Origin of the sequence: Pseudomonas paeninsulae, from assembly GCF_035621475.1 — a bacterium.
Taxonomy (GTDB): domain Bacteria; phylum Pseudomonadota; class Gammaproteobacteria; order Pseudomonadales; family Pseudomonadaceae; genus Aquipseudomonas; species Aquipseudomonas paeninsulae.
On sequence record NZ_CP141799.1, the window covers coordinates 4,927,525 to 4,951,511 of the forward strand.

Annotated in this window: 19 protein-coding genes; 9 read left to right on the plus strand and 10 right to left on the minus strand. The window is 61.8% G+C overall.

Annotation, left to right across the window (positions count from 1 at the left end):
- Nucleotides 1–14: 14 nt before the first annotated feature.
- Both VCJ09_RS22690 and VCJ09_RS22695 read left to right on the plus strand, forming a co-directional pair.
- Complete coding sequence (locus VCJ09_RS22690; RefSeq protein WP_324732267.1) at nucleotides 15–806, plus strand: substrate-binding periplasmic protein; 792 nt, start codon at nucleotides 15–17, stop codon at nucleotides 804–806.
- A 177-nt stretch (nucleotides 807–983) separates the two neighbouring features.
- Entirely contained in the window at nucleotides 984–2,843 is a 1,860-nt protein-coding gene (locus tag VCJ09_RS22695; RefSeq protein WP_324732268.1) for a DEAD/DEAH box helicase, read from the plus strand.
- A 107-nt stretch (nucleotides 2,844–2,950) separates the two neighbouring features.
- Here VCJ09_RS22695 and VCJ09_RS22700 read toward each other — a convergent pair whose 3' ends face one another.
- A complete protein-coding gene (locus VCJ09_RS22700) occupies nucleotides 2,951–3,529 on the minus strand; it encodes a YceI family protein (RefSeq protein WP_079203705.1) in 579 nt (192 codons plus the stop codon).
- Nucleotides 3,530–3,593: 64 nt separating this feature from the next.
- A complete protein-coding gene (locus tag VCJ09_RS22705; protein WP_324732269.1) occupies nucleotides 3,594–4,139 on the minus strand; it encodes a cytochrome b in 546 nt (181 codons plus the stop codon).
- A gap of 298 nt (nucleotides 4,140–4,437) precedes the next feature.
- Here VCJ09_RS22705 and VCJ09_RS22710 point away from each other — a divergent pair, with 298 nt between their 5' ends.
- Nucleotides 4,438–5,844: an adenosylmethionine--8-amino-7-oxononanoate transaminase gene (locus VCJ09_RS22710; protein WP_324732270.1), complete on the plus strand. Its 1,407-nt coding sequence runs from the start codon at nucleotides 4,438–4,440 to the stop codon at nucleotides 5,842–5,844.
- Nucleotides 5,845–5,915: 71 nt separating this feature from the next.
- A complete protein-coding gene (locus VCJ09_RS22715; RefSeq protein WP_324732271.1) occupies nucleotides 5,916–6,635 on the plus strand; it encodes a 16S rRNA (uracil(1498)-N(3))-methyltransferase in 720 nt (239 codons plus the stop codon).
- Nucleotides 6,636–6,666: 31 nt separating this feature from the next.
- Here VCJ09_RS22715 and VCJ09_RS22720 read toward each other — a convergent pair whose 3' ends face one another.
- The 8 genes from VCJ09_RS22720 to pilG all read right to left on the minus strand — a co-directional run bounded on the left by VCJ09_RS22720 (nucleotide 6,667) and on the right by pilG (nucleotide 20,004).
- Nucleotides 6,667–7,137, minus strand: coding sequence for a chemotaxis protein CheW (locus VCJ09_RS22720; RefSeq protein ID WP_324732272.1), 471 nt, complete (start codon nucleotides 7,135–7,137; stop codon nucleotides 6,667–6,669).
- A gap of 7 nt (nucleotides 7,138–7,144) precedes the next feature.
- Nucleotides 7,145–8,206, minus strand: a complete 1,062-nt coding sequence (locus VCJ09_RS22725) for a chemotaxis protein CheB (protein ID WP_324732273.1) — start codon at nucleotides 8,204–8,206, stop codon at nucleotides 7,145–7,147.
- Nucleotides 8,203–15,516, minus strand: a complete 7,314-nt coding sequence (locus VCJ09_RS22730; protein WP_324732274.1) for a hybrid sensor histidine kinase/response regulator — start codon at nucleotides 15,514–15,516, stop codon at nucleotides 8,203–8,205. Before VCJ09_RS22730 ends, VCJ09_RS22725 begins: the two co-directional genes overlap by 4 nt.
- Before the next feature lie 30 nt (nucleotides 15,517–15,546).
- Entirely contained in the window at nucleotides 15,547–16,404 is an 858-nt protein-coding gene (locus VCJ09_RS22735) for a CheR family methyltransferase (protein ID WP_324734718.1), read from the minus strand.
- Nucleotides 16,405–16,472: 68 nt separating this feature from the next.
- Nucleotides 16,473–18,521: a methyl-accepting chemotaxis protein gene (locus tag VCJ09_RS22740; protein ID WP_324732275.1), complete on the minus strand. Its 2,049-nt coding sequence runs from the start codon at nucleotides 18,519–18,521 to the stop codon at nucleotides 16,473–16,475.
- Between the two features lie 84 nt (nucleotides 18,522–18,605).
- Complete coding sequence (locus tag VCJ09_RS22745) at nucleotides 18,606–19,142, minus strand: chemotaxis protein CheW (RefSeq protein ID WP_324732276.1); 537 nt, start codon at nucleotides 19,140–19,142, stop codon at nucleotides 18,606–18,608.
- A gap of 41 nt (nucleotides 19,143–19,183) precedes the next feature.
- The gene (gene pilH, locus VCJ09_RS22750; RefSeq protein ID WP_079203715.1) at nucleotides 19,184–19,549 is read right to left on the minus strand and encodes a twitching motility response regulator PilH; all 366 of its coding nucleotides are present in this window, start codon (nucleotides 19,547–19,549) and stop codon (nucleotides 19,184–19,186) included.
- A gap of 47 nt (nucleotides 19,550–19,596) precedes the next feature.
- Nucleotides 19,597–20,004, minus strand: coding sequence for a twitching motility response regulator PilG (gene pilG, locus VCJ09_RS22755; protein WP_079203716.1), 408 nt, complete (start codon nucleotides 20,002–20,004; stop codon nucleotides 19,597–19,599).
- A gap of 241 nt (nucleotides 20,005–20,245) precedes the next feature.
- Between pilG and gshB the strand changes: the two genes are divergently transcribed.
- From gshB to pyrR, 5 genes are all read left to right on the plus strand, one after another.
- A complete protein-coding gene (gshB, locus tag VCJ09_RS22760; RefSeq protein ID WP_324732278.1) occupies nucleotides 20,246–21,217 on the plus strand; it encodes a glutathione synthase in 972 nt (323 codons plus the stop codon).
- Nucleotides 21,218–21,304: 87 nt separating this feature from the next.
- Entirely contained in the window at nucleotides 21,305–22,201 is an 897-nt protein-coding gene (locus VCJ09_RS22765) for an energy transducer TonB (protein ID WP_324732279.1), read from the plus strand.
- Nucleotides 22,202–22,335: 134 nt separating this feature from the next.
- Nucleotides 22,336–22,905 carry a YqgE/AlgH family protein gene (locus VCJ09_RS22770; RefSeq protein ID WP_324732280.1) on the plus strand — a complete coding sequence of 190 codons (570 nt, stop codon included), beginning with the start codon at nucleotides 22,336–22,338 and terminating at the stop codon, nucleotides 22,903–22,905.
- Nucleotides 22,905–23,342 carry a Holliday junction resolvase RuvX gene (gene ruvX, locus VCJ09_RS22775; protein WP_324732281.1) on the plus strand — a complete coding sequence of 146 codons (438 nt, stop codon included), beginning with the start codon at nucleotides 22,905–22,907 and terminating at the stop codon, nucleotides 23,340–23,342. Before VCJ09_RS22770 ends, ruvX begins: the two co-directional genes overlap by 1 nt.
- Nucleotides 23,343–23,475: 133 nt before the next feature.
- On the plus strand, nucleotides 23,476–23,982 hold the full coding sequence (pyrR, locus tag VCJ09_RS22780; RefSeq protein ID WP_324732282.1) for a bifunctional pyr operon transcriptional regulator/uracil phosphoribosyltransferase PyrR: 507 nt from the start codon (nucleotides 23,476–23,478) through the stop codon (nucleotides 23,980–23,982).
- Nucleotides 23,983–23,987 lie beyond the last annotated feature (5 nt).

Consider the following 23,987-nt stretch of genomic DNA (forward strand, 5'->3'; position numbering starts at 1 on the left):
AGTAATCTGGCGCAATGCCATTATTCCACCGCCAATTTATCGCCGCGCTGCTGTTCGCCTGCCTGAGCCTCGCGGCCCAGGGCCAGACGCTGCGCATTGTCAGCGAAGCCTGGCCACCCTATATCCATGATGACAACGGCGTACTGCGCGGCCTCGATTACGAAACCGCGCAGATCGTCCTGCAACGTCTGGGTGTCGAGGTCGAATGGCAACTGCTGCCGTGGCGGCGCTGCCTGATGGCGCTGGAACAGGGCCATGCCGACGGCATTCTGGACATCTTCCGTACCCCGGAGCGCGAAGCCTTGATGCTGTTTCCCAGCGAGCCGCTGTCGCAGATCGAATTCGTGCTGTTCTACGCCAAGGCCAATCCCCATCCATTTCAACGCCTGACCGATTTGCGCGGGCTTAAAATCGGCGTCTCCCCCGGCTACTGGTACAACAACCGGGACTTCCGTGAATCCGAACTGTTTACCCGCGAACCGGCCCCCAGTCACGCGGCCAACTTCGGCAAGCTGGTGCGCAAACGGGTCGACCTGGTGATCAACGACCGCCGCGGTGGACGCTTTATCCTGGCCCAGACCGGCCTGGATGAGCACATCCGGCATCATCCCCGGGTCATCAGTCGCGACAAGATGTACCTGGGCCTGCGCCGCAATGCCGGGCTTGATCAACTGGCCCAGCGCTTCGCCAGTGAACTGCGCCGCTTCAAACATGAACCGGCCTATGCCGCCTTGAAAGCACGCTACAACAGCCCGGATCGAACCCGACTCGCAGTACAGCCCCCAGGCAAGACGGCAAACCATTAAGCAGGCGAACGCTGCGCAAGGGCATTGCTCTGTTATACTCGACCCTTCCCGCCAGGCTTGCGCCCGGATGCTAGTCACCAGAGACCAGCAGTACCGGACGGGATTGCGCCCCCCAAGTGCGATTCAAGTCAGGCAATACACCCCATAGGGCCTCGCCCTCACTAGACAGGATTACTCATGTCCTTTGCCTCCCTCGGTCTCTCCGAGGCTTTAGTCCGCGCCATCGAGGCAGCGGGCTACACCCAGCCTACCCCGGTGCAACAGCGGGCCATTCCCGCCGTGTTGCAAGGCCGCGACCTGATGGTTGCCGCCCAAACAGGGACGGGTAAAACCGGCGGTTTCGCCCTGCCGATCCTGGAACTGCTGTTCCCCAACGGTCACCCCGATCGCGAGCACCGCCACGGCCCGAAACAACCCCGCGTACTGGTGCTCACCCCCACTCGCGAACTGGCCGCCCAGGTGCACCAGAGCTTCAAGGTCTATGCCCGTGACCTGAAATTCGTCAGCACCTGCATCTTCGGCGGTGTCGGCACGAACCCCCAGGTGCAGGCCATGGCCAAGGGCGTCGACGTCCTGGTGGCCTGCCCCGGTCGCCTGCTTGACCTGGTCGGCCAGCGTGCCGTGGATTTGTCCCACGTGGAAATCCTGGTCCTGGACGAAGCCGACCGCATGCTCGACATGGGCTTCGTGCATGACGTGAAGAAGGTCCTGGCACGCCTGCCCACAAAACGGCAGAACCTGCTGTTCTCGGCGACCTTCTCCAAAGACATCACCGACCTTGCCGGCAAGTTGCTGCACAACCCCGAGCGCATCGAGGTCACGCCGCCGAACACCACGGTCGAGCGCATCGAACAGCGCGTATACCGCCTGCAGGCCAGCCACAAGCGTGCCCTGCTCGCTCACCTGATCAGCGCCGGCGCCTGGGAACAGGTGCTGGTGTTCACCCGCACCAAGCACGGCGCCAACCGCTTGGCCGAGTACCTCGACAAGCATGGCCTGGCATCCGTGGCGATCCACGGCAACAAGAGCCAGAACGCTCGCACCAAAGCCTTGGCCGACTTCAAGGCCGGCGCCGTGCGGATCATGGTTGCCACCGATATCGCCGCCCGCGGCCTGGACATCGACCAACTGCCGCACGTGGTCAACTTCGAGCTGCCAAACATCGAGGAAGACTACGTTCACCGTATCGGCCGTACTGGTCGCGCCGGGCGTAGTGGCGAGGCGATCTCGCTGGTCGCTCCCGATGAAGAAAAACTGCTCAAGGGCATCGAGCGGATGACCAAGCAGAAAATCGCCGATGGCGACCTGCTCGGTTTCGACGCCAGCACGGTCGAGGCGGAGCGCCCGGAAGTGCGCGAGCCGCAGAAGCCGCGCCAACCCCGCGGTGCCAAGCCTGAAGGCGAACGCCACGGCGGCGGTCGCAAGGACAAGGGCAAGGACAGCGGCAAGGCCAAGCCTCAGGCCGCCCGTTCGCAGCAGCCGCGCAGCGCTCAACCCGGCCGGGCTGCGGCGCCAGTACCCGCCCTGCCACCGGATCGGGCACCGGATGAGTTCCGCGACGACGAAATCGATAACTTTGGTAATCGGGCCGACTATGTCAGTCCGAACCAGAACAAGCAGCAGAACCGTGGCCGTCGGCCCGGTGCGCCTGCTTCGGGTCCTAGCGCCAGCAATGCTGCTGGGCAAGCCCCACGCACACCAAGCAAAAACCCACGCAGCGGTGCAGGCGCCGGTGCCGGTACTGGCGCTGCAGCCAACCAAGGCAAACGCCAGGGTTCGGGCGGTCAAGGACGCAATGGCTCCGGCCGCGCCCGTCCGCCGCGCGACTCGCGTGAAACCACCACCTCGCTCAACCGCGATGAACTGCCACGCAAAGAGGGCCCGGTAAAGAGCCCTAGTGACAAGCAGCCGGTGATCGTGCACAAAGGTTCGCGCAGTACTGAGCGCTTCCCGACGCCCGAGCAACTCGACCAGCTGCCAAGCAGTCGTCCGCGCGGCGAGAAGCCTGCCCTGCTGACGCGTAATCGCGAAAGCTAAGCAGCACGCTTAACGACAACGCCGACCTCAGGGTCGGCGTTGTCGTTTCTGCACCTGCAAAAACGCCGACCCTGGGGTCGGCGTTCTGGGAAAGCCGCGTGGCTGGCTTACTGACGCACGCCTTCCACCGAGATGATCAGCTCAACTTCCGCGGAAGCCGGGCCAAGATCCTTCTCGATTTCGAAGTCTTTCAGCTTGAGCATGGTGCTGCCTGCAAAGCCGGCACGATAGCCGCCCCACGGGTCATCGCCCTGGCCAATGAACGTGGCGGCGATCACCACCGGCTTGGTCACGCCATTGAGGGTCAGGTTACCGGTGATATCGGCCGTGCCTTCGCCCGTGGATTTAACCGCCGTGGACGCGAAGGTCGCAGTCGGGTGCTTGCCGACATTGAGGAAGTCGCCGCTGCGGATGTGCTTGTCGCGCTCGGCGTGGTTGGTGTCGACGCTCTGGGTGTTGAGCGTGACATTAACTTTACTGGCTTCCGGGTTCTTGTCGTCGAAGCTGAAGCTGCCGTCGAAGTCCTTGAAGGTGCCGTACAGCCAGCTGTAACCCAGGTGGCTGATCTTGAAATTGACGAAAGCGTGCTGACCTTGCTTGTCGATGGCGTAATCGGCGGCCATGGCATGGCCAGCACTGAGCAGAGCGGAACCGAGAGCCAGGGCGGCGAGGGTTTTCTTCAACATGGGCAATCTCCTTGTGAGGTTGAATAATTCGGCACGCGGGTCATTCCACGCACCAGAAAAGGTGTCAGCGACCAAACATGCGGGACAGCGTGCGGTCACGGTCGATAAAGTGATGTTTCAGGGCGGCCAGCGCATGGATAGCGGCGAAAATCACCAGGATCCAACCAAGGTATTCATGCACCAGGCCGGCCACATCTTCCTGATTGGCAATGCTGGTGAGGGTCGCCGGCACCTCGAACCAGCCGAATACCTCGATACCCCGGCCATCGGCCGTAGAAATCAGGTAGCCGGCTAGCATCAACACGAACAATCCCAGATAGAGAAAGGTGTGGCCGAACTTGGCGCCCAGTCGGGTTAGCCGGCTGTGAGTGGCCAGGCTGGCCGGCGCCGGGCTGAGCCAGCGCCAGAGCATGCGCCCGAGCATCAGGGCGAACAGCAGGATGCCGATGCTCTTGTGCAGGTCCGGCGCGCTCTTGTACCAGCCACTGTAGTAGTCCAGGCCGACCATCCAGTAGCCCAGCCCGAACAGGCCAAAGACCGCCACCGCCACCAGCCAATGCAAGGCAATGCTGATCAAACCGTAATGGGAGGGGGTGTTACGCCACTGCATCGAGAAAGCTCCGCACAGAAAGTTCGCTAAAAAAATGATCCGGCAAGGGTAGCGGCAAATCTATCGATTAAAAGCGGAATTTTTCGCTTTGCAATATCGAGAAATACGATGATTAAACCAGGAATTTTATCCAACTCAGTTGGTACACCCGGCTCGCCGGAAGTTCAGGCAACGCCTACCAACGGCATACTGGAGCGGATAAGCGGCGCAGTCATGATCATCGAGCCGCCAGGCTGTAGCGCACATGTGCAGGGAGGCATCTGATAGGCTTGCCGCAGATGATTGGGAGAGTGTTTCGATGAGCCTGAACGACCACTGGATGCAGCGCGACCTGAATGTGCTCTGGCATCCCTGCACGCAGATGAAAGATCACGAACAGCTGCCCCTGGTGCCGATCAAGCGCGGTGACGGGGTATGGCTGGAAGACTTTGACGGCAAGCGCTACATAGACGCGGTCAGCTCCTGGTGGGTCAACGTGTTCGGCCACGCCAACCCGCGGATCAACCAGCGCATCAAGGATCAGGTCGACCAACTGGAACACGTGATCCTCGCCGGCTTCAGCCACCAGCCGGTGATCGAACTGTCCGAGCGCCTGGTGAAGATGACCCCGGCCGGACTCGATCGAGTGTTCTATGCCGACAACGGCTCATCCTGCATCGAAGTCGCGCTGAAGATGAGCTTTCACTACTGGCTGAATGTCGGCCAGCCCGAGAAAAAGCGCTTCGTCACCCTGACCAACAGCTACCACGGCGAGACCATCGCAGCCATGTCGGTCGGCGATGTCGCGCTGTTCACCGACACCTACAAGGCGCTGCTGCTGGACACCATCAAGGTGCCCAGCCCAGACTGCTATTTGCGCCCCGACGGCATGAGCTGGGAAGCCCACTCGCGGGCCATGTTCGCCCATATGGAGCAGACCCTCGCCGAGCACGGCCATGAGGTGGCGGCGGTGATAGTCGAGCCGCTGATTCAGGGCGCCGGTGGCATGCGCATGTACCATCCGATCTACCTCAAGCTATTGCGCGAGGCCTGCGACCGCTATGGCGTGCACCTGATCCACGACGAGATCGCCGTCGGCTTCGGCCGCACCGGGACGATGTTCGCCTGCGAACAGGCCGGCATCCGCCCGGACTTCCTCTGCCTGTCCAAGGCCCTGACCGGTGGCTATCTGCCGCTGGCCGCCTGCCTGACCACCGACACTATCTACCAGGCGTTCTACGACGACTACACCAGCCTGCGCGCCTTCCTCCACTCGCACAGCTACACCGGCAACCCGCTGGCCTGCGCCGCAGCTCTGGCGACCCTGGATATCTTCGAGCAGGACAATGTCATCGAGGCCAACAAGAAACTCGCCGCGCGCATGGCCAGCGCCACCGCGCACCTGGTCGATCACCCGCATGTCGCCGAAGTCCGCCAGACCGGCATGGCCCTGGCCATCGAGATGGTCCAGGACAAGGCGAGCAAGACCGCCTACCCGTGGCAGGAGCGGCGCGGCCTCAAGGTTTACCAGCACGCCCTGCAACGCGGCGCCCTGCTGCGGCCGCTGGGCAGCGTGGTGTATTTCCTGCCGCCCTATGTGATCACTGAAGAGCAGATCGACTTCCTTGCCGAGGTCGCCACTGAAGGCATCGATCTGGCGACGCGCAACTCAGTCAGCGTAGCCGTGGGCAACACGCGCTACCCGGACTTTCGCGATCCGGGCTAGGCGCAGCTATAAGCTGCCAGCCGAAAGCTTTAAGCTTGCAGCTCCTCACTTGCCTCTTGCAGCTTGCCCCTATGCGCCTTTCCCGCTTCTTTGTCGATGCCCCACTCGCTCTCGGTCAGCAAGAGCTGCCAGAAGCCCAGGCCCACTACATCGCCCGCGTACTGCGCCATACGGCTGGCGATGCCGTGCAACTGTTCGACGGCAGCGGCAACGAGTTTCTCGGCGAGCTGATCGAGGTCGGCAAGAAAAATGTGCGCGTCGAGTTGCGTGAAGTCTTCACCGGTCTGGCCGAATCGCCGCTGCACATCCATCTGGGCCAGGGCCTGTCACGTGGCGAGCGCATGGACTGGGCGATCCAGAAGGCCTGCGAACTGGGGGCCAATGCCATCACCCCGATTGTCAGCGAGCGGTGCGAGGTGCGCCTGAAAGACGAGCGTGCCGACAAGCGCATGGCCCATTGGCGCCAAGTGGCGATCAGTGCCTGCGAACAGTGTGGTCGCTCGCTGATTCCTGTCATTCACCCACCACTCGGCCTGGCCGACTGGCTCGGCCTGGTCGAGGCGGACTTGAAGCTGGTGCTGCACCCGGTTGCCGAGCCGCTGGCCAGCCACGGCAAACCACAGTCGTTGGCCTTTCTAATCGGCCCGGAAGGCGGTTTGGCGGATGCTGAAGTGGCGCACGCTAAAAATGCCGGTTTCCACGCCGCGCGCCTAGGACCGCGGGTACTGCGCACGGAAACTGCGCCGGTGGTGGCGCTCAGCGTGGCGCAGCAATTGTGGGGGGATTTCTAAAAGACGCGAGGGTCGGCCGGGCGGCGATCCCTCAGATCAACCCGGCATCCGCCAGTTTCTGCTCCAGGCCAATCAGGTCGGGAATCTTCAGCACATTCTCGCCAATGACCACCGCATCCAGCTCCAGAGGCGACAGCGGCACGTCGGCACGCAGCAGCTCGGTACCGACCTTTACCGAACGCGGAATGCCCTGGACCAACAGGGCGATGAACTTGACCTTGGCGCGCCCGCCGAGGGCGTTGATGATCGCCACGCGCGCAGTGGAACCGACCTGCGCCTGGCCATCGGAGGCCGCCTCGAACGACAACAGCGGCAAACTCAAGTCACGCCAGCTAACCTGACCGAGAAACCAGGCCGGCATGCCGGCACTGACTTGCGGTGCACGATAGGCAACCAGCTCAGCGACTGCCACGTTAGGCAGCAACAGGGTGCGATCGGCCAGTGGCACCTGCAGCGCAGTCAGGCTGTTGACGGTATTCGGGGTGGCGACTACTTGGCTCATGAAAAGGCTATGCCCCAGTGATCTGTTGTATGGGTTGAAGCGCTTCGGGTTCACTGCACTGCTCGGCCAGATGATTGACCAGCCCTGCGGCCAGCTCTCGCGGGTCGCCGCTGAAGCTGCTGTATCCGCCCTCGCGCAGGCTGTCCGGCATGCTCGGGCAGACACAGGTATCGGCACGCTGGGTCCAAATGGCGCCACCTTGGCGCCGCACATAGGCCGCTGCGGCGCTGCCATCGCTGCCCATGCCACTGAACGCAATGACACCGCAAAGCCCGGCATAATGCTTAGCCAGATTGAGCATCATCTGATCGATCGACGGACTGTAGGGTTCCGGCCAGGCACGTTCGCTGATGTGCATGGTTCCTTCATCACTGAAACCCAGCTCGCGACTGATCGGCACCACCACCACCTCACCGCAGCGCACCGAATCGCCGTGACGCGCCGGATTGACACGCCATTGACTATGGCGTCCGACCGCCTGCGGCAGCACCGACTCGAAACTGGGGTCGATATGCTGGGCATAGACAAACCCAATCGGCAAACCACCAGGCAAGGCGTCGAGGAAAGCCTTGATCGCTGCCGGGCCGCCGAGCGAAGCGGCCAGCAACCAGACCTGCCGGGCCGGCTCACCGACCACCAGCGGCGTATCTGCGAGCACCTGTGGCAGATCCAGGCGAGTTGGCCGCTGCGCCTCGGCCAGTAACGCCTGGAGACTGGGTCCTACCGCTTGCGATGGGTCGCCGATCAGCTTCTTCAACTTGCCAAACAGGCGTCGCTCCCAACGCGGGTAGTTTTCCGAATGCCGCTCCGGGGCATGCCCCTCGCCAAACAAGATCGGCACGCAGGCGCTTTCCATCAGGTTGTCGACCAGCGGGAAATCCTCGGACTGAGCCAGATCAACCAGCCACAGGTCGGTCTCGCAAGCCGTCAGCGTTGCCTCATCCAGGCGCGCCGGATCACTGTTTAGCACGACCTGATAGCCACTCCCGGTCAACGCCTGCTGCAGCACATGGCGCTGCAGGGAGGTATCGGCAATGACTGCAATACGTGCCACGCTTTTCTCCGTCATGCGCGCGAGTCCGGGTGGCGCTCTACTGGGCGGCGATCCACCAACTTGGCAATGCTCTCGAGCAATAGCGACTCCTGGTAGGGTTTGCCGAGGTATTCGTTGACACCAATCGCCAGCGCTCGCTCACGGTGTTTCGCACCGGTACGCGAGGTGATCATGATGATCGGCAGGTCTTTCAGATGCTCGTCGTGACGCACCAGCGTTGCCACTTCAAAACCGTCCATGCGCGGCATTTCGATGTCCAGCAACATGATGTCGGGCTTGTGTTCCTGCAGCTGAGAGATGGCGTCCACGCCGTCCTTGGCCGTCAATACGTTCATACCGTTACGCTCAAGCAGACGGCTGGTGACCTTGCGTACGGTGACCGAGTCATCCACCACCATGACCAGGGTCGGCCGATCCGCTTCAATTTCCGCGGCAGTCGCCGTGTGGCCAAGCATGCGCGGATGCAGTTGATTGAGCAGGTGCGCATGCAGCACGCGGATGGTTGCCAGCAGGTCGAGAATCACCACCACGCGACCGTCACCCAGAATAGTCGCGCCGGAAATTCCGTGTACCCCGGCGAACTGCGGCCCGAGGCTCTTCACCACAATCTCGCGGGAACCGGCCAGGGAATCGACTTGCACCGCCACCGCGTGCTCGCTCGAGCGCACCAGAATCACCGGCAAGGGCAGGCTCTGGCCGACCAGTTTGGGTTGCTGGCCGTTACTCAGCAGGTCACCGAGGTAACGCAACTCGTAGGCCTGACCGGCATACTCGAAACGAGGTGTCTCCACCGCAGCCGAGCCACTCTGATCATAGAGCGCCTCCAGCTCGTAGGGGGAAATCCGCACGATGCCTTCGATGGTGTTCAGCGGGATGGCATAGAGGTCTTCGCCCGACAGCACCATCAGCGCGCGGTTGACCGACACGGTGAACGGCAGACGAATGGCAAAGCGCGTACCTTCGCCCGGTGTCGAGTCGATGCTCATGGAGCCGCCGAGTTGCTTGACCTCGGAATGCACCACGTCCATGCCGACGCCACGCCCGGAAATCTGGGTGACCGCCTCGGCAGTGGAAAATCCAGCCTCAAGAATGAACTGGAGAATTTCGTGATCGGTCAGATCCGACCCCTGGTCCATCAGGCCACGTTCGATGGCCTTGCGCCGAACGGCATCGAGCTTGATCCCGCCGCCATCGTCACTGAGGGTCAAGACGATATCACCGCCCTCGCGCCCCAGATTCAGGCGGATAGTACCCTGCTCCGGCTTGCCCGCGGCGCGGCGCACCGCCGCCGACTCGATGCCATGGTCGACGGCATTGCGCAACATATGCTCCAGCGGCGCGACAATACGTTCGAGCACGGTGCGGTCCATCTCGCCGTCGGCATTGCCGAGAACGAATTCGACCTGCTTGCCCAACTCACCAGCAACCTGACGGACAATCCGCCGCAGCCGCGGGACCAGTCGATCGAAGGGCACCATGCGGGTGCGCATCAAGCCTTCTTGCAGCTCGGTGTTGACCCGCGCCTGTTGCAACAACAGGGTTTCCGCATCACGGTTACGCATGGCCAGGGTTTCTTTCAGATCAAGCAAGTCGGAGGCCGACTCAAACAGTGCGCGTGAAAGCTGCTGCAACTGCGAATGGCGGTCCATTTCCAGCGGATCGAAATCCTCGTAACCGGCGCGCTCGGCCTCGGCCTGGTAACGACTGAGAATCTGCGCCTGGGTTTCGATGTCCAGACGTCGCAGTTGGTCGCGCACCCGGTCGATGGTGGCTTCCATCTCACTCAGGGTAAAACCAAAATCGCTGACCTGTTGCTCGACCCGACCGCGAAAGATCGAGGTCTCACCGGCCAGGTTAACCAGGCCTTCGAGCAGTTCCGCCGGCACCTTGACCAGCTCCTGCGGAGCACGTCGCGCGGCAGCTTCCTGCGCGGCTTCCTGCGCACGACGAACGAACGGCAGGACTTTCGCCACCAGCTCCCGGGCCGGCAGTTCGCTGGCCGCGACTATAGGCGCTAGCAGTCCGGGGACTTTTGCCGCCGTTGCCCCAACGCCAGCCGCCGCATTGTCGTCCTCAGCAAAACTGGCTTGCAGACGCTGACGCAGTTGATCGAGTTCTTTCTGCAGCCCCTCGAAACCAGACTGCACATCGAGGAACAGGCTTTCCGGCCAAGGCGCACCTTGCAGCAGGGCCTCGCTCAGGTGTGATTCAAGGTCATGGGTCAGGTTGCCCAGACGATTCTGTCCGGCCAGCCGCGCGCCGCCCTTGAGGGTATGCAGGACGCGCAACATGTCATCGATAGCCGCGCCATCGTCGCGGCTCTGGTCCCAACGGCCCATGGCTGCTTCCATCGACTCCAACAGGTCGTCGGCCTCCTCCAGAAAGATGTCGAGGATGTCCGACTCGTCATCGTCCTGCCCCTGGTTTTCCGCGACTGCCTTGAGCTGTACGGCAGAGGGTATGCTCAGTTGTTGCTCCGGGTTGGCGCGAAAATGCTTGATCGTCTCGATCAGCGCATCGCCATCGGGCACCGCTCGCTTGCCACGCACCGCATCGAGCATCTCGGCCAGGCGATCGTGGCAAGTCTGGAGCAGGTCGAACAGCTCCTGACTAGGACGCAGCCGACCATCACCGAGCCCTTCGTAAAGGAATTCGAGTTCATGGGCGAGGTCGCCAATCTCGCGTACTTCCGCCATTCGTGCACCACCCTTGAGGGTGTGCAGATCGCGCTGCAGGGCTTCCAGTTCGAGGCTGTTGTCGACGTCATCCATCCAGCGCAGCAGGGCCGCGCCAGAGCTGTCGATAATATCGAAACCCTCCTCGAGGAAGATGTCCACCAGCTCCTGATCGGGCTGATCCTCGAGCTCTGCTGCCGCGGGTTTATCCGCATCGGTTACTGCAGGCACTGCGAGGGCCTCTGGCTCGACCTCAGCAAGATCCTGCCCAGCGTCTGCCTCAAGGTCCGTCTCCAGACTCAGCTCGATTTCGTCCTCGCTGTGCAGCGATGACGCCAGCTCGTCTTCATCGTCAACCTCAACCTCAACCTCACGCTCGGCTTCGGCTTCGGCTTCGGCTTCGGCTTCGAGATCATCCTCGGCGGCCGTGGCAGCAGCTGACAGGTTCTGCGCGCCACCACCCTGACGGAAGCGACGAATCGCCTCGATCAGCTCGTGCGGCAGCTGCAACTCAGCCTGATTTTGTAGCTGCTCCAGCAACATGGCCAGGCAGTCATGGCTTTGCTGCAGCAGAGCGACGAGCGCCGGGGAATGGCTGAAGCGCCGATCCACCAAGCCTTCGTACAAGGACTCCAGCTCATGGGCGAGGTCGCCAATCGGACGGATTTCGGCCATCCTTGCGCCACCCTTGAGGGTGTGCAAGTCACGCTGCAGGGACGACAGGGCGGCCTTGTTGTCCGGCTCGGCGCTCCAGCGCTGCAGCGCCTGACCAGCGCTTTCGAGGATATCCACGGCTTCCTCGAGAAATATCTCGACCATTTCCGCGTCGAGCACCTCATGACCGGGGAGCGCAGCAGCATGCTCAGGCATGCAGCCGGCGTCCTCATCGACCTGCAACTCGACTGCCGTCACTGTCTCGCCGTCGTTCTCCCGCGCCCAGGGCGTCTGCTCGATCGCTGCAGTGGCGGCATCCAACTCGACGGGTTCCTGACCCGCCTGACCTTCCGTGGACAACAGTGCCAGTGCGCGCGGATCCAGCGCTTCGCCGAGCAAAACCCGCAACGCCTCGACCCGCGCAGGCTCGGCGCTGACCTGGAGGCCGGCGGCGACCTGATCCATCATGTTGATCAGTGCTTCATGCGCCTGTTCCGCCTCGCTGAAGAAGCGTTCGCTGACCGCCAGGCTGCCTTCTTCCACGGCACCATAGAGGTCGAGCAGGGCTTCACAGAGTTCATCGATCTGCGGCAATTCGGCCATTTCCGCGCCGCGCCCCAGGGTCGTCAACTCGTCCAGCAAGGCACTCAATTCCTGACGATCGGACGGGTGCTCGCGCCAGCGCCGCAGCAAAGCCTCGGCATCCAGCAGGATATCCATGCCCTCTGCGAGGAAAATGCCGATCAGCTGCGGATCGCGGGTTTCGCCCTGCCCGCTCTGGCGACTGCTTTGCGCGGCCTCGAGGCGATCCTGATGCAGTTTGTGCGCACGCTCGAGGAACTCCGGCGCACCGGGCAAAAGAGCCAGCGGCTGAGTTTCCAACTGCGCCAGGCCCAGACGGAACAGCTTCTCGGCAGCGCTGAATAATTCGGCTTCGGCCAGATCCATCGGGATCAGGTTGCTTTTGAATTCCTTGAGCATTTTTTCCAGCGGTGCGGCTATCTCCGCCACCGGTAGAATCCCGGCCATGTAGGCACTGCCCTTGAGGGTGTGCAAGGCACGCTGCAGGTCGTCGGTGACGGGCTGTGGCAGTTCCTGGGCGCAATTGGCAAGAAAACCGACCAGGGTATCGAGGTGGGTTTCGGCTTCGTTGCGGAAAATCTCCAACAGTTGCGGATCGAGGGGCTCTCCATAGAGGGGCTCGCCATCGAGTACGTCGTCCTGCTCAGCGACTGTCGCAACAGCCTCGACCTCACCTTCAGGCGGCGCTATAGGGACAGCCGGGGCATCGGCTTTCGTCAGGCTCTGCCCTTTCGCCAGCGCATGCGCGGTGGCGGCCAACAGGTCGACATCATCACGCTGGCGCTGGGCCTTGGTGGCGAATTCATCGACCAGGGCCGGCATCAGCGCGACCACGTCGGCGACCACCTGCAGCACGTCGGCTGCAGGCTGGATGCTGCGGTCGAGCACCCGATTGAGCAGGTTCTCGATCGACCAGCCCAATTCGCCGATGACCAACGCCCGCACCATGCGGCCACTGCCCTTGAGGGTGTGAAAGGCGCGGCGGATTTCGATCAAAGCTTCTTTGTTGGCCGGGTCGGCGCACCATTGCGGCAGAAATTCGCCGACGGTTTCCAGCACTTCGCCGGCTTCTTCGACGAAGACCTCCATCAATTCTTCATCGAACGACTCTTCGTCGGCCGGCGGTGGCAGCAGACTCGGCGGCACATCGTGAGCCGGCGGATTGATCGCCTGCAGCGGCGCGGCCATGACATCGGCCAGCGACAGCGGCTTGTCGGCCTCGGGGGCGGGCTCAGCGACCGTCAGCGGTGCACTCGGCAGCTCAACCTCGGGCACGCCCAGCGATACCAGCTCGGCCTCATCCCAATGGCCAGGGCTGTCCAGCTCGTCCAGACTCGGCTCTTCCTGTTGTATCTCGTCCAACTGCATGGCATCGCTGCTGAAGGCAGCCAGTGGCTCTTCGCCGAGATCAAGGGCCGGCAACGGTTCGATTGCCGGCGACTCGAACTGCAGATCGAGCGCCAGTGGATCGGCTTCCAGCGGGGCCAGACTGCAACCGTCATCGTCAAGTGGCTGCGGGGCCTCGACCATCGCAGTGTCGGTCTCGGCGAGTTCGCCGCTCGGCTCCTCGAACGGCGCGGGTGCGACCTGCGCCCCCGGCTGCGCAAACGGTTCAAGAGCCTCGGCCTCGGCTGGCTCATCGACCAGTACGTCGAGGTCATGCAGGGGGTCGGCAAGCGGTGCGAAATCTTCTTGCCGTGGCTCGAGCGCATCGAGAATCGAGGGCTTTTCTTGCAGTGGATAGCCGAGACTTGCCAGGCTTTCCTCGGCCACATCGAGAATCAGGTCACCCTGACTGCCGTGGTCTTCGGCCAGGCGCTCGAGGTAGTACTCGACGCTGGTGATGGCATCGGCCAAGGTGTCCAGGCTCTGCCAGTTCGGCACGGCCTTGCGCGCCAGCAGCTGCTCCTGAATATAGCGATTGCAGGCATTCAACAGATCCGCGGCTCGCGCCAGCGGAATCATGGCCAGGCCGCCACGCACCTGGGTCAGCAGCGCCGGCACACGCGCCAGGTGCTCGTGATTCCACTGCGAGGCAATGAATTCGATGATCGCGTCCTTGGCCTGTTCCAGGCCATTGCGCGCTTCCTTGATCACCAGCTGGTGAATCTGCGCCACGTCGGTGGTGGGCAGATGATTCTCTTCGCGAGAGCCGTCGGCAACCGGACCGACCATGCCGGCCAGGGTCGCTTCGACATACAGCAGCGCACCGGCAACATCCATCAGCACTGCATCGCTCGGCGCCTGCCGGCCAAGGGCCAGGCCGTGAACCACGTCGATCTGATCGAGGATGACTTTGCGTGGCTGACCGAAACCCAGCACGGCCAAGGTGTCGGCAATCTGCTTGAGCGGTGCCAGCAGGCTATCCAGCTCGGCCACCTGATTGCGGTCACTACGCACGAACAGGTCGAGGCTGTCCTTGACCCGCACCAGCTCCTCGCACAGCGCGCCGACTACCGAGCGCATGGCATCGCGATCCGGACCGGCCAGACGGGCACGCTCCTCATCGACGATATCGTTATCCGGTAACGCGTCGTCGAGACGGAACCGTTCCTTCAAGACCCTGATGCGCGGCGACTGCGCCGGTGCCTTGGCCACATAGAACAACAGATTCTTGGTCAACTCGTCGGAGGCAGGCTGGTTGATCCCGTCGGCGCCCTGTTCGAGCAGACGCTTGAGCTCTTTATCGACCTCGCGCAACAGGGTGCGTACCGACGGACTATTGATCACGCCGCCGCTGGCCAGGCCCTCGACCAGACCCGAGGCGATCTGCCACAAGGGGCCGAGCGGCGCGTCTTTGCACAGCGTCTCAAGACGGCCGAAAACCCGCGCCATGTAACCCAGATTGGTTGGTAGATCCTGATTGCGAATGACCCCGACCAGGGCCACCTGCAGCATTTGCCGCAGTTTGCGCAGCAGTATTGGCAGTTCCGCGGTGCGCAGTTCGTCCAGGGACTCGGCAGACAAGGCCGGCGCGCGCACGGACATATCCGGGGAAAACAAACTGGTTTCCGAGAGCAGCTTTTCGCCACGGGCGGCACGCAGGTCGTTGAGCAGTGGCAACACCACCATCGGCAAATCGCGGCGGGCAGTCTGGATACGGTCGAGGTAGACCGGCAGCTGGAGGATGGCCTGCATCAGCACTTCCAGGGCTTCGCCCTGGTTGGCCACGCGACCTTCCATCAACGCCTGGGCCAGGTGCTCCATTTCTTCGGCGAGCAGCGCAGCGCCGTAGAACTCCACCATTTGCAGAGTGCCATGTACCTGGTGCACATAGGTCAGGCAGAAGCGCATGCGCGTTGAATCCTGCGGATTCTCGACGTACGCCTCCAAGGCTTGGCGCGCCTGTTTCAGGGTTTCCGCGATTTCGCCTTTGACCCATTCCAGGGCGACATAGTCGTGCCGATCCCCCATAGCCGCTCCACTCATAAACTTGGCTCTGCCCTATCCCTTGCGGGTAAACGCCAGCACTTGCTCGTCGGCCACCGGAAGCAAGTCCGGATGCTGCCAACCGACTACTTCACCCACTCCCACCACCAGCAGACCACCCGGTGCCAGGCGCTCGGCCAGGCAGTTGAGGATCTCTCGGCGACGCCAGCGGCGAAAATAGATCAGCAAGTTCTGACAAAAAATGACGTCCATACCGGACATTGGCGCCTTGGCCAACTCCAGCACATTGAGCCTGGCGCAACACACTCGCGCCGCCAGATCCGCTACTACTTTGAAGCGTCCATCGGCTTGGGCCACAAAATAGCGTTGACCCAACTCCGTATCGATTTGTTCCAACTTGCGCGGGACATACTGACCATCACGCGCCTTGCTCAGGGCGTTCAGGCTGATATCGGTACCCGTTACGCCAAAGTGCTCGGGCTGCTCGCTGTCACGCAGCACTTCAGCCGCCGTGATGGCCAACGAATAAGGTTCCTCGCCACTTGAGCAACCCACGCTCCACAACTCCCACGGACTGGTCAATCCTTGTTGTAGCCGCTCACGCAGGTAACGCTCGAGCACATCGAACGATGGCCGGTGGCGAAAGAAACGAGTCTCCTGCACGGTCAGGCGATCAAGCAGGGTCGACCACTCGACTGCCCCGCGCGGACCATCAGTGACCTGACGGAAATAGGTGGCGTAATCCGCCACACCCAATTCACGCATCCGCGCACTCAGATTGGTCTGCAGGAACGCCTGCCGCTGCTCGCTGATCACCACACCGGTGCGTTCCTCGAGCAGCGCTTGCCACGCGCGAAACTCGGCGGCGGCCATGTCCACCACTGGTTGCAAAGCCCAGGCGCCTGACTGCATGTCGTGCCTCTCGCTCATGGCCATAGACGCTGGGCAACAACCGGAAAAGGTCGCCACGCCACGCTTGCTTATGCCTGCTCGCCGCTTTCTGGCAGGGTAAAGCCGGAAACCGACTTACGCATCTCACTGGCCATCTTGGCCAGGTTACCAATGCTCTTGGCCGTAGCCGTGGTACCGGACGAGGTCTGCGAGGTGATCTCCTGAATCACGTTCATGGTGTTGGAAATATGACCGGCCGAAGAAGCCTGTTGGCGCGCCGCGTTGGAGATGTTCTGAATCAGGGCTGCGAGGGTCTTGGATACCTTCTCGATCTCCTCCAGCGCGACCCCGGCGTCCTGCGCCAAGTGTGCACCGCGCACCACCTCGGAGGTGGTCTGCTCCATCGAGATAACCGCCTCGTTGGTATCGGTCTGAATCGTCTTGACCAGGGCCTCGATCTGCTTGGTCGCCGCCGAGGAACGTTCCGCCAGGCGCTGGACTTCGTCCGCTACCACGGCGAAGCCGCGGCCCGCGTCACCGGCCATGGAGGCCTGGATCGCGGCGTTGAGAGCGAGGATGTTGGTCTGGTCGGCAATGTCGTTAATCAGGCTGACGATGTCACCGATCTCCTGGGACGACTCACCGAGGCGCTTGATCCGCTTCGAGGTGTCCTGGATCTGCTCACGAATGTTATCCATGCCGGTGATGGTGTTGTGCACCACCTCGTTACCCTTGTTGGCAATGGCTACCGAACGCTCCGCTACCGCGGAGGACTCCGAGGCGTTCGCCGATACCTGGTCAATCGACACGGCCATTTCGTTGATCGCAGCCGATGCCCCGGCGATTTCCTGAGCCTGGTGCTCCGAGGCTTCGGCCAGGTGCATCGCCGTGGCCTGGGTTTCCTGGGCGGCGCCAGCTACCTGAACAGCAGTCAGGTTGATGGTCACCACCAAGTCGCGCAGCTGGTCGATGGAGTAGTTGATGGAGTCGGCGATAGCACCGGTGAAATCTTCGGTTACGGTCGCGGCAACGGTCAAGTCGCCATCGGCGAGGTCGGCGATTTCGTCGAGCAGTCGCAGAATCGCAGCCTGGTTACGCTCGTTCTTCTCGGCAGTTTCAGCGAGGCGGCGGTTGGTTACCCGCACCATCACGATGCCGATCAGGATGATCGAGCCCAACGCCAAAATGCCCAGCACGTATCCAGCCAGGGTGTTGATGGCACGGCCGTCAGCCATGTCTTCGAAGCCGACAGCCAGCTCGGAGGCTTTATCCAAGAGGGTCTGCGATACGGTGAAAATGCCGTTGGCCGACTCCCGCACCTGGAACAGTTCCGGCGAGGTTTCGAGAATTTCATCTACCGAACCGGAAACAAACTCGAACAGCTCGGAAATTTCCGCCAGTCGATCGAGCGCTTCCGCGTCGTTGACCTTGGCAATTTCCATTGCCGCATTGCCTTCCAGCATGGCGCTCAATACCCGCCCGAACAGGCTGGCATCGCGACCGAACATATCGGCCGCTTGCACCGAGTTCTGGTCACCGGCCAGTACCTTGTTCACCGAGCCGAGAATACGTTCGGCCAACAGCGACTGGCGTTGGGCCACCGAAACCTGGGCGGCCGATGCTCCGCTTTCCAGGAGGATGTCGACCACTTCTTCGTACTCGACCTGCAGCTGCGGGATGGTTTCCGCCAGGGTCTCGGCCACCTGGTGCAGGGACAGAACGGTCTGCTCGCTGGCCAGAATGGCGTCGGTGTTCTGCCGCAGGCTATCCCAGTCCTGCTGCACGGCAGTCATCTGCGCCTGCACGGGCTCCGGCGCAGAGGGCACACCGCTCGCCTGGTTGCCGTCGGTCAGATAACCCCAACGGGTCTCGAAGTCGTTGCGCGCCTCGCGCAACAGACCGAAGGCTTCGGCCGTACCGGCAGCCGCTTCGGTGGAGTTCTTGGCAATACGCTGGGACAGAACCCGCAGCTCACCAGCGTGGCTGATGTATTCCGTATCGTAATTGGATTGCGTGTTGATGTAGGCGAAGTTGGCAAACAACAGCACGATGGAGACGATCAGGACGATAAACAGCCCAGCGATCAGCGTGCTGCTGCGCGTACTCGTGAATAAGTTGCCTGTATTTAGTTTTTTCATTTTCTGGCCCCCGCCCGGACCGACCGCGCTACGGTTCCCACACAACCCCAACAGGCCGACAAAGCCGACCCAACCGAAAAACTGTTAAAACGCAACATCGAGAAACCCCTGGTGCTGGGCCAGCGCATGAGGACTGAACACCAACCAGGGCTGCTCGCGCTGGAAGACGCCATGAATAAACGGCGCGATGGATGCCTCGAGCGGCGGTAGCTGCTCGGAGAAGGCGTCCACCGGAAAATGCTGCATGCCGAACACTTCATCGACCGTCAGCCCGGCGAATACGTCCTGGTGATCGACCACCAGCACCCGCCGTTTCTTGCGCAGCGGCGATAACTCGTTACCGAAGAAGCCGCACAAGTCCATCACTGGCAACAGACGTCCGCGCACGTTGGCCACGCCCTTGACCCAGCTTTTAACCCCGGGCAACAAGGTATGACGCGGCTCGTGCAGCACCTCCCCTATCTCGCCCATGGGCGCGACGAAAAATCGCTCGCCCATGCGAAAACCGATGCCGCTCCAGGTTTGCACGGCGGCCTGCTGCAACGGCAGGCCAGCCGCCAGCAGCCGGCAACGCTGGTCGATTCCGAGGAGGGTTTGAAAAGGTGTCTGCGTATCCGTCATGCCAGCCGTGACCTTCTTTTTATTGGGTTACTGGCGCAGCATCAACCGGCCAATACCGCATTCAAGGTTTTCAGCAGCGTTGCTTCGTCAACCGGCTTGGTCAGGTAGTCTTTGGCGCCTTGGCGCTTGCCCCAGACCTTGTCGGTCTCCTGATCCTTGGTGGTAACGATGATCACCGGGATGTGGCTGGTATCGGCGTCCTTGGTCAGCTGGCGGGTCGCCTGAAAACCATTGAGGCCCGGCATGACGATATCCATCAACACGACGTCGGGTTTTTCCTGACGCGCCAGGGCAACGCCGTCCGCGCCATTTTCCGCTTTGAGTACCTGATGGCCATTTTTTTCCAACATGGCGGTCAACTTGTACATTTCGGTCGGAGAGTCATCAACAATCAGAATTCGAGCCATGGTGTTTCCCAATACATGAAAAGGCGTCTACCGCTATCCAGCAGACGTCAGGATGCCTGTTCCACCGGGGTGAAATTAGGGACATGGGCCTTGATCGCGCCGAGCAACTCTTCCTTGCTGAAAGGTTTGGTCAGATATTGATCGGAGCCAACGATGCGCCCCTTGGCCTTGTCGAACAAGCCGTCCTTGGAAGACAGCATGATCACCGGGGTGGACTTGAAAGCACTGTTGTTCTTGATCAGGGCACAGGTCTGATAGCCATCGAGCCGCGGCATCATGATGTCGACAAAAATAATATTCGGATGGGTGTCGGCGATCTTTGCCAAAGCATCGAAGCCGTCAACTGCGGTAATTACCTCGCAACCCACCTTCTTTAGCAGGGTTTCCGCGGTACGACGAATCGTCTTCGAATCGTCGATCACCATCACCCTCAAACCCTCGGAATGCTGTTCCATGTTTACCCTGCCATCGCCTCGGTGAGTCGTTATTTTGCGTTCTATCAGTGCGCCTGAGGCCTTACCACCGACGGGTCAAAACCCAATCGTCGGGCCTTTTTAGCACACTCTCCCCATGCAAGCTATAAGCCGCGGAAGGGCAAGGTTTTTTCCTTGACCACCCGCCTTACCGGCGCCACCCTGACGCCACACACCAGCCCTGACACCTTCTATCCTGCTGCCTTTCACGGAGAATCCCCCCATGAGCGTTCGCCTCGGCATTGTCATGGACCCCATCGCCCAGATCGCCTTTAAAAAAGACAGCTCGCTGGCCATGTTGCTGGCCGCTCAGGCGCGCGGCTGGTCGCTCTTCTATATGGAGCAGAAAGACCTTTACCAGGCCAAAGGCGAAGCACGTGCCCGCCTGTGCCCACTCAACGTATTCAACGACCCCCAGCGTTGGTTCGAACTGGGCGCCGAGCGCGACGTCGCGCTGACCGAGCTGGATGTGATCCTGATGCGCAAGGATCCGCCCTTCGATAACGAATTCGTCTACTCCACCTACCTACTGGAACAGGCCGAACAAGCCGGCGTACTGGTGGTCAACCGCCCACAGAGTCTGCGCGACTGCAACGAGAAGCTGTTTGCCACCCAGTTCCCTCAATTCACTCCTGAGACGCTGGTCAGTCGCCGATCCGACATTCTGCGCGAGTTTGCCAAAGAGCAACGTGACATCATTCTCAAACCCCTGGATGGTATGGGCGGATCTTCGATATTTCGTCACTCTGAGGGCGATCCCAACCTCTCGGTGATTCTCGAGACCCTTACTGCCCATGGCACACAACAGATCATGGCGCAACGCTACCTGCCAGCGATCCTCGACGGTGACAAACGCATCCTGATGATCGATGGCGAGCCAGTACCTTATTGCCTGGCACGCATCCCGGCACACGGCGAAACCCGCGGCAACCTTGCCGCTGGCGGGCGCGGCGAAGCACGCCCACTGAGCGAACGCGACCGTGAAATCGCCGCTGGCGTCGGCCCAACCCTGCGCGAGAAAGGCCTGCTGTTCGTCGGCCTGGACGTGATCGGCGACTATCTGACCGAAATCAACGTGACCAGCCCGACCTGCATCCGCGAGATAGATGCCGCCTACGACACCCGCATCGGTGAGCGCCTGATGGATGCCATCGCGGGCCAACTGCAAGCCACAGGCGTCAAGGCGAAAGTTTGAAGCAAGTAGCAGCTTCGAGCGTGTCGCTTGCAGCTAGCGGCGTGAAGCCGTCAGACTGCGCGACAACCTGAACAGACCCGAAGCAGCATGAACCCAGCCACCAACCTACCCGATCTACCCGCCGCTGGCGTCCGCCCAGCGGATCGGCTGGGTTTTACCCTGTTCCTCGCCGCGACCCTGCATGCCGCGCTGATTCTCGGCCTGGGCTTCAGCCTGGCCGAGCCCAGCCAGATCAGCAAAACCCTGGAAATCACCCTGTCGACCTTTAAGAGCGAGGAAAAGCCGAAAGAAGCCGACTTTCTCGCCCAGGACAACCAGCAGGGCAGCGGTACCCTGGAACACAAGGCCGCGCCGAAAACCACCGAGCAGGCACTGTTCCAGGACACCCAGGTCAAGCGTGTGACGCCGCCCGCGGCCCCGGCACAGCCGGCGGTGCGCCAGGAAGCGCCGAAAGCCGCAGTAGCGACTCGCGCCCCGCAACAGCAAAAGACCCCGGTCAAGCGCGAAGCAGTCAAGCCCACAGTGCAAGCCCCCCCGGCACCGGTATTCGACAGCGCGCAACTCTCTGCGGAAATTGCCAGCCTGGAAGCCGAACTGGCCAACGACATCCAGCAGTACGCCAAACGGCCGAAGATCCACCGCCTCAGTGCGGCCTCGACCATGCGCGACAAGGGCGCCTGGTACAAGGACGAATGGCGCAAGAAAGTCGAACGGGTCGGTAACCTCAACTACCCCGACGATGCACGCCGCCAGCAGATTTATGGCAGCCTGCGGGTGCTGGTCTCGATCAACCGTGATGGCACCCTCTACGAAGTCCAGGTATTGCAGTCCTCCGGCCAGCAACTGCTTGACCAGGCCGCCCTGCGCATCGTACGCCTGGCCGCACCCTACGCCCCATTCACCGGTGACCTGGCCGATATCGACCGCCTGGAAATCATCCGCACCTGGCGCTTCGAACGCGGCGACCGCCTGTCCAGCAACTGACGCTCAGAGGTTGTGGAAATATCGAGCACCGTCGCGAGAGTTTTTTCACAAACTCTCAAGCTCAAGCGGATTTTTTCTTGCCGCTTGCAGCGTGACGCTTGAAGCTCTTGGCTCCAGGCCTGAAACTAATGCCCATGAAAGACGCCAAACCAAGCTACCTCAAGCATCAGTTCCTGATTGCCATGCCGCACATGGCCGATCCGAATTTCGCGCAGACCCTGATCTACCTGATCGAGCACAACGAACAGGGCGCGATGGGCCTGGTGATCAACCGCCCGCACGGTCTCAGCCTGGCCGATGTGCTGGAGCAGTTGCGTCCCGACGAGGAGCCGCCGGTGCGCTGCCAGAACCTACCGATTTTCTCCGGTGGTCCGGTGCAGACCGATCGCGGTTTCGTCCTGCACCCGACCGGACCGCAATTCCAGGCAACCCTGGAGCTCGGTGAGCTGGGCCTGTCCACCTCCCAGGACGCGCTGTTCGCCATTGCCGACGGCACGGGACCGGCAAAATACCTGATCACCCTCGGCTATGCCGGCTGGGATGCCGGACAACTGGAAGCCGAACTGACCGACAACGCCTGGCTGACCTGCCCGGCCGATAATGCGATCCTCTTCGAACTGCCCTTCGATCAACGCCTGAACGCCGCCGCCGCGCGCCTGGGCGTCAACCTCAGCCTGCTCACCTCGCAAGCCGGACACGCCTGATGAGCGAGGCCAAACCGTTGCGCCTGTTACTGGGTTTCGATTATGGCAGCAAGCAGATCGGTGTTGCCGTCGGCCAGGCGATCACCGGCCAGGCCCGCGAACTGTGCATCCTCAAGGCCCAGAATGGCGTGCCGGATTGGCAAAAGGTCGAAGCGCTGCTGCGCGAATGGCAGCCGGATGCCATCGTCGTCGGCCTGCCGCTGAACATGGACGGCACTCCGAGCGAGATGAGCGAGCGAGCGGAGAAATTTGCCCGCCGCCTCAACGGCCGCTTCAACCTGCCCGTGCATACCCATGACGAACGCCTGACCACCTATGAGGCCAAGGGCCAACGCCTGCAACAAGGCCAGAACAGTGGCTATCGCGAACGCCCGGTCGATGCCCTGGCCGCCGCGCTGCTGCTCGAAGGCTGGCTGACAGAGCACTGTTCGTCTTGAAAAAACGCGATCTCGGGTCCTGTATAAACCTAGCGAACAACATTCAGTCCGGCGCGCCGAGCCTGCGTTTAAGCCCGCATCATACGCACAGCCTGCAGCAGCTTTCGCCCGGCCCGCCCACAAGGAGTTCCCGATGAGCCTACCCAATCCTGCCGAACTGCTGCCGCAAATGGCCGCGGCACTGATCGGCCATCTCAACCAGCGGCAAATCAGCGAGCCACGCTTTATCGGCATCCGTACCGGCGGCGTATGGGTCGCCCAGGCGCTGCTAGAGGCCCTGGGCAACCCAGCGCCACTGGGCATCCTCGACGTCTCCTTCTACCGCGATGACTTCACCCAGAATGGCCTGCACCCGCAGGTACAGCCTTCCGAGTTGCCGTTCGAGGTCGAAGGCCAGCATCTGGTGCTGATCGACGACGTATTGATGAGCGGCCGCACCATCCGCGCCGCACTCAATGAACTGTTCGACTATGGCCGCCCGGCCAGCGTGACCCTGGTCTGCCTACTCGACCTGAACGCTCACGAGCTGCCGATCCGTCCCGACGTGGTCGGCGCCAGCCTGTCGCTGGCCACCGAGCAGCGGGTCAAACTGTCCGGTCCCACACCGCTGACCCTCGAACTCCAGATGCTTGCCAACTGAGACCC

Excerpts from the sequence above, each read along its gene's own strand:
- VCJ09_RS22740 (WP_324732275.1), bottom strand. The coding sequence starts at position 18,521 with ATGAAAAAACTAAATACAGGCAACTTATTCACGAGTACGCGCAGCAGC.
- VCJ09_RS22690 (WP_324732267.1), top strand. The coding sequence starts at position 15 with ATGCCATTATTCCACCGCCAATTTATCGCCGCGCTGCTGTTCGCCTGC.
- VCJ09_RS22770 (WP_324732280.1), top strand. The coding sequence starts at position 22,336 with ATGAAAGACGCCAAACCAAGCTACCTCAAGCATCAGTTCCTGATTGCC.
- VCJ09_RS22745 (WP_324732276.1), bottom strand. The coding sequence starts at position 19,142 with ATGACGGATACGCAGACACCTTTTCAAACCCTCCTCGGAATCGACCAG.
- ruvX (WP_324732281.1), top strand. The coding sequence starts at position 22,905 with ATGAGCGAGGCCAAACCGTTGCGCCTGTTACTGGGTTTCGATTATGGC.
- VCJ09_RS22705 (WP_324732269.1), bottom strand. The coding sequence starts at position 4,139 with ATGCAGTGGCGTAACACCCCCTCCCATTACGGTTTGATCAGCATTGCC.
- VCJ09_RS22730 (WP_324732274.1), bottom strand. The coding sequence starts at position 15,516 with ATGGGGGATCGGCACGACTATGTCGCCCTGGAATGGGTCAAAGGCGAA.
- VCJ09_RS22725 (WP_324732273.1), bottom strand. The coding sequence starts at position 8,206 with ATGACGGAGAAAAGCGTGGCACGTATTGCAGTCATTGCCGATACCTCC.
- VCJ09_RS22710 (WP_324732270.1), top strand. The coding sequence starts at position 4,438 with ATGAGCCTGAACGACCACTGGATGCAGCGCGACCTGAATGTGCTCTGG.
- VCJ09_RS22715 (WP_324732271.1), top strand. The coding sequence starts at position 5,916 with ATGCGCCTTTCCCGCTTCTTTGTCGATGCCCCACTCGCTCTCGGTCAG.
- VCJ09_RS22700 (WP_079203705.1), bottom strand. The coding sequence starts at position 3,529 with ATGTTGAAGAAAACCCTCGCCGCCCTGGCTCTCGGTTCCGCTCTGCTC.
- VCJ09_RS22765 (WP_324732279.1), top strand. The coding sequence starts at position 21,305 with ATGAACCCAGCCACCAACCTACCCGATCTACCCGCCGCTGGCGTCCGC.
- pyrR (WP_324732282.1), top strand. The coding sequence starts at position 23,476 with ATGAGCCTACCCAATCCTGCCGAACTGCTGCCGCAAATGGCCGCGGCA.
- pilH (WP_079203715.1), bottom strand. The coding sequence starts at position 19,549 with ATGGCTCGAATTCTGATTGTTGATGACTCTCCGACCGAAATGTACAAG.
- VCJ09_RS22720 (WP_324732272.1), bottom strand. The coding sequence starts at position 7,137 with ATGAGCCAAGTAGTCGCCACCCCGAATACCGTCAACAGCCTGACTGCG.
- VCJ09_RS22695 (WP_324732268.1), top strand. The coding sequence starts at position 984 with ATGTCCTTTGCCTCCCTCGGTCTCTCCGAGGCTTTAGTCCGCGCCATC.
- pilG (WP_079203716.1), bottom strand. The coding sequence starts at position 20,004 with ATGGAACAGCATTCCGAGGGTTTGAGGGTGATGGTGATCGACGATTCG.
- gshB (WP_324732278.1), top strand. The coding sequence starts at position 20,246 with ATGAGCGTTCGCCTCGGCATTGTCATGGACCCCATCGCCCAGATCGCC.
- VCJ09_RS22735 (WP_324734718.1), bottom strand. The coding sequence starts at position 16,404 with ATGCAGTCAGGCGCCTGGGCTTTGCAACCAGTGGTGGACATGGCCGCC.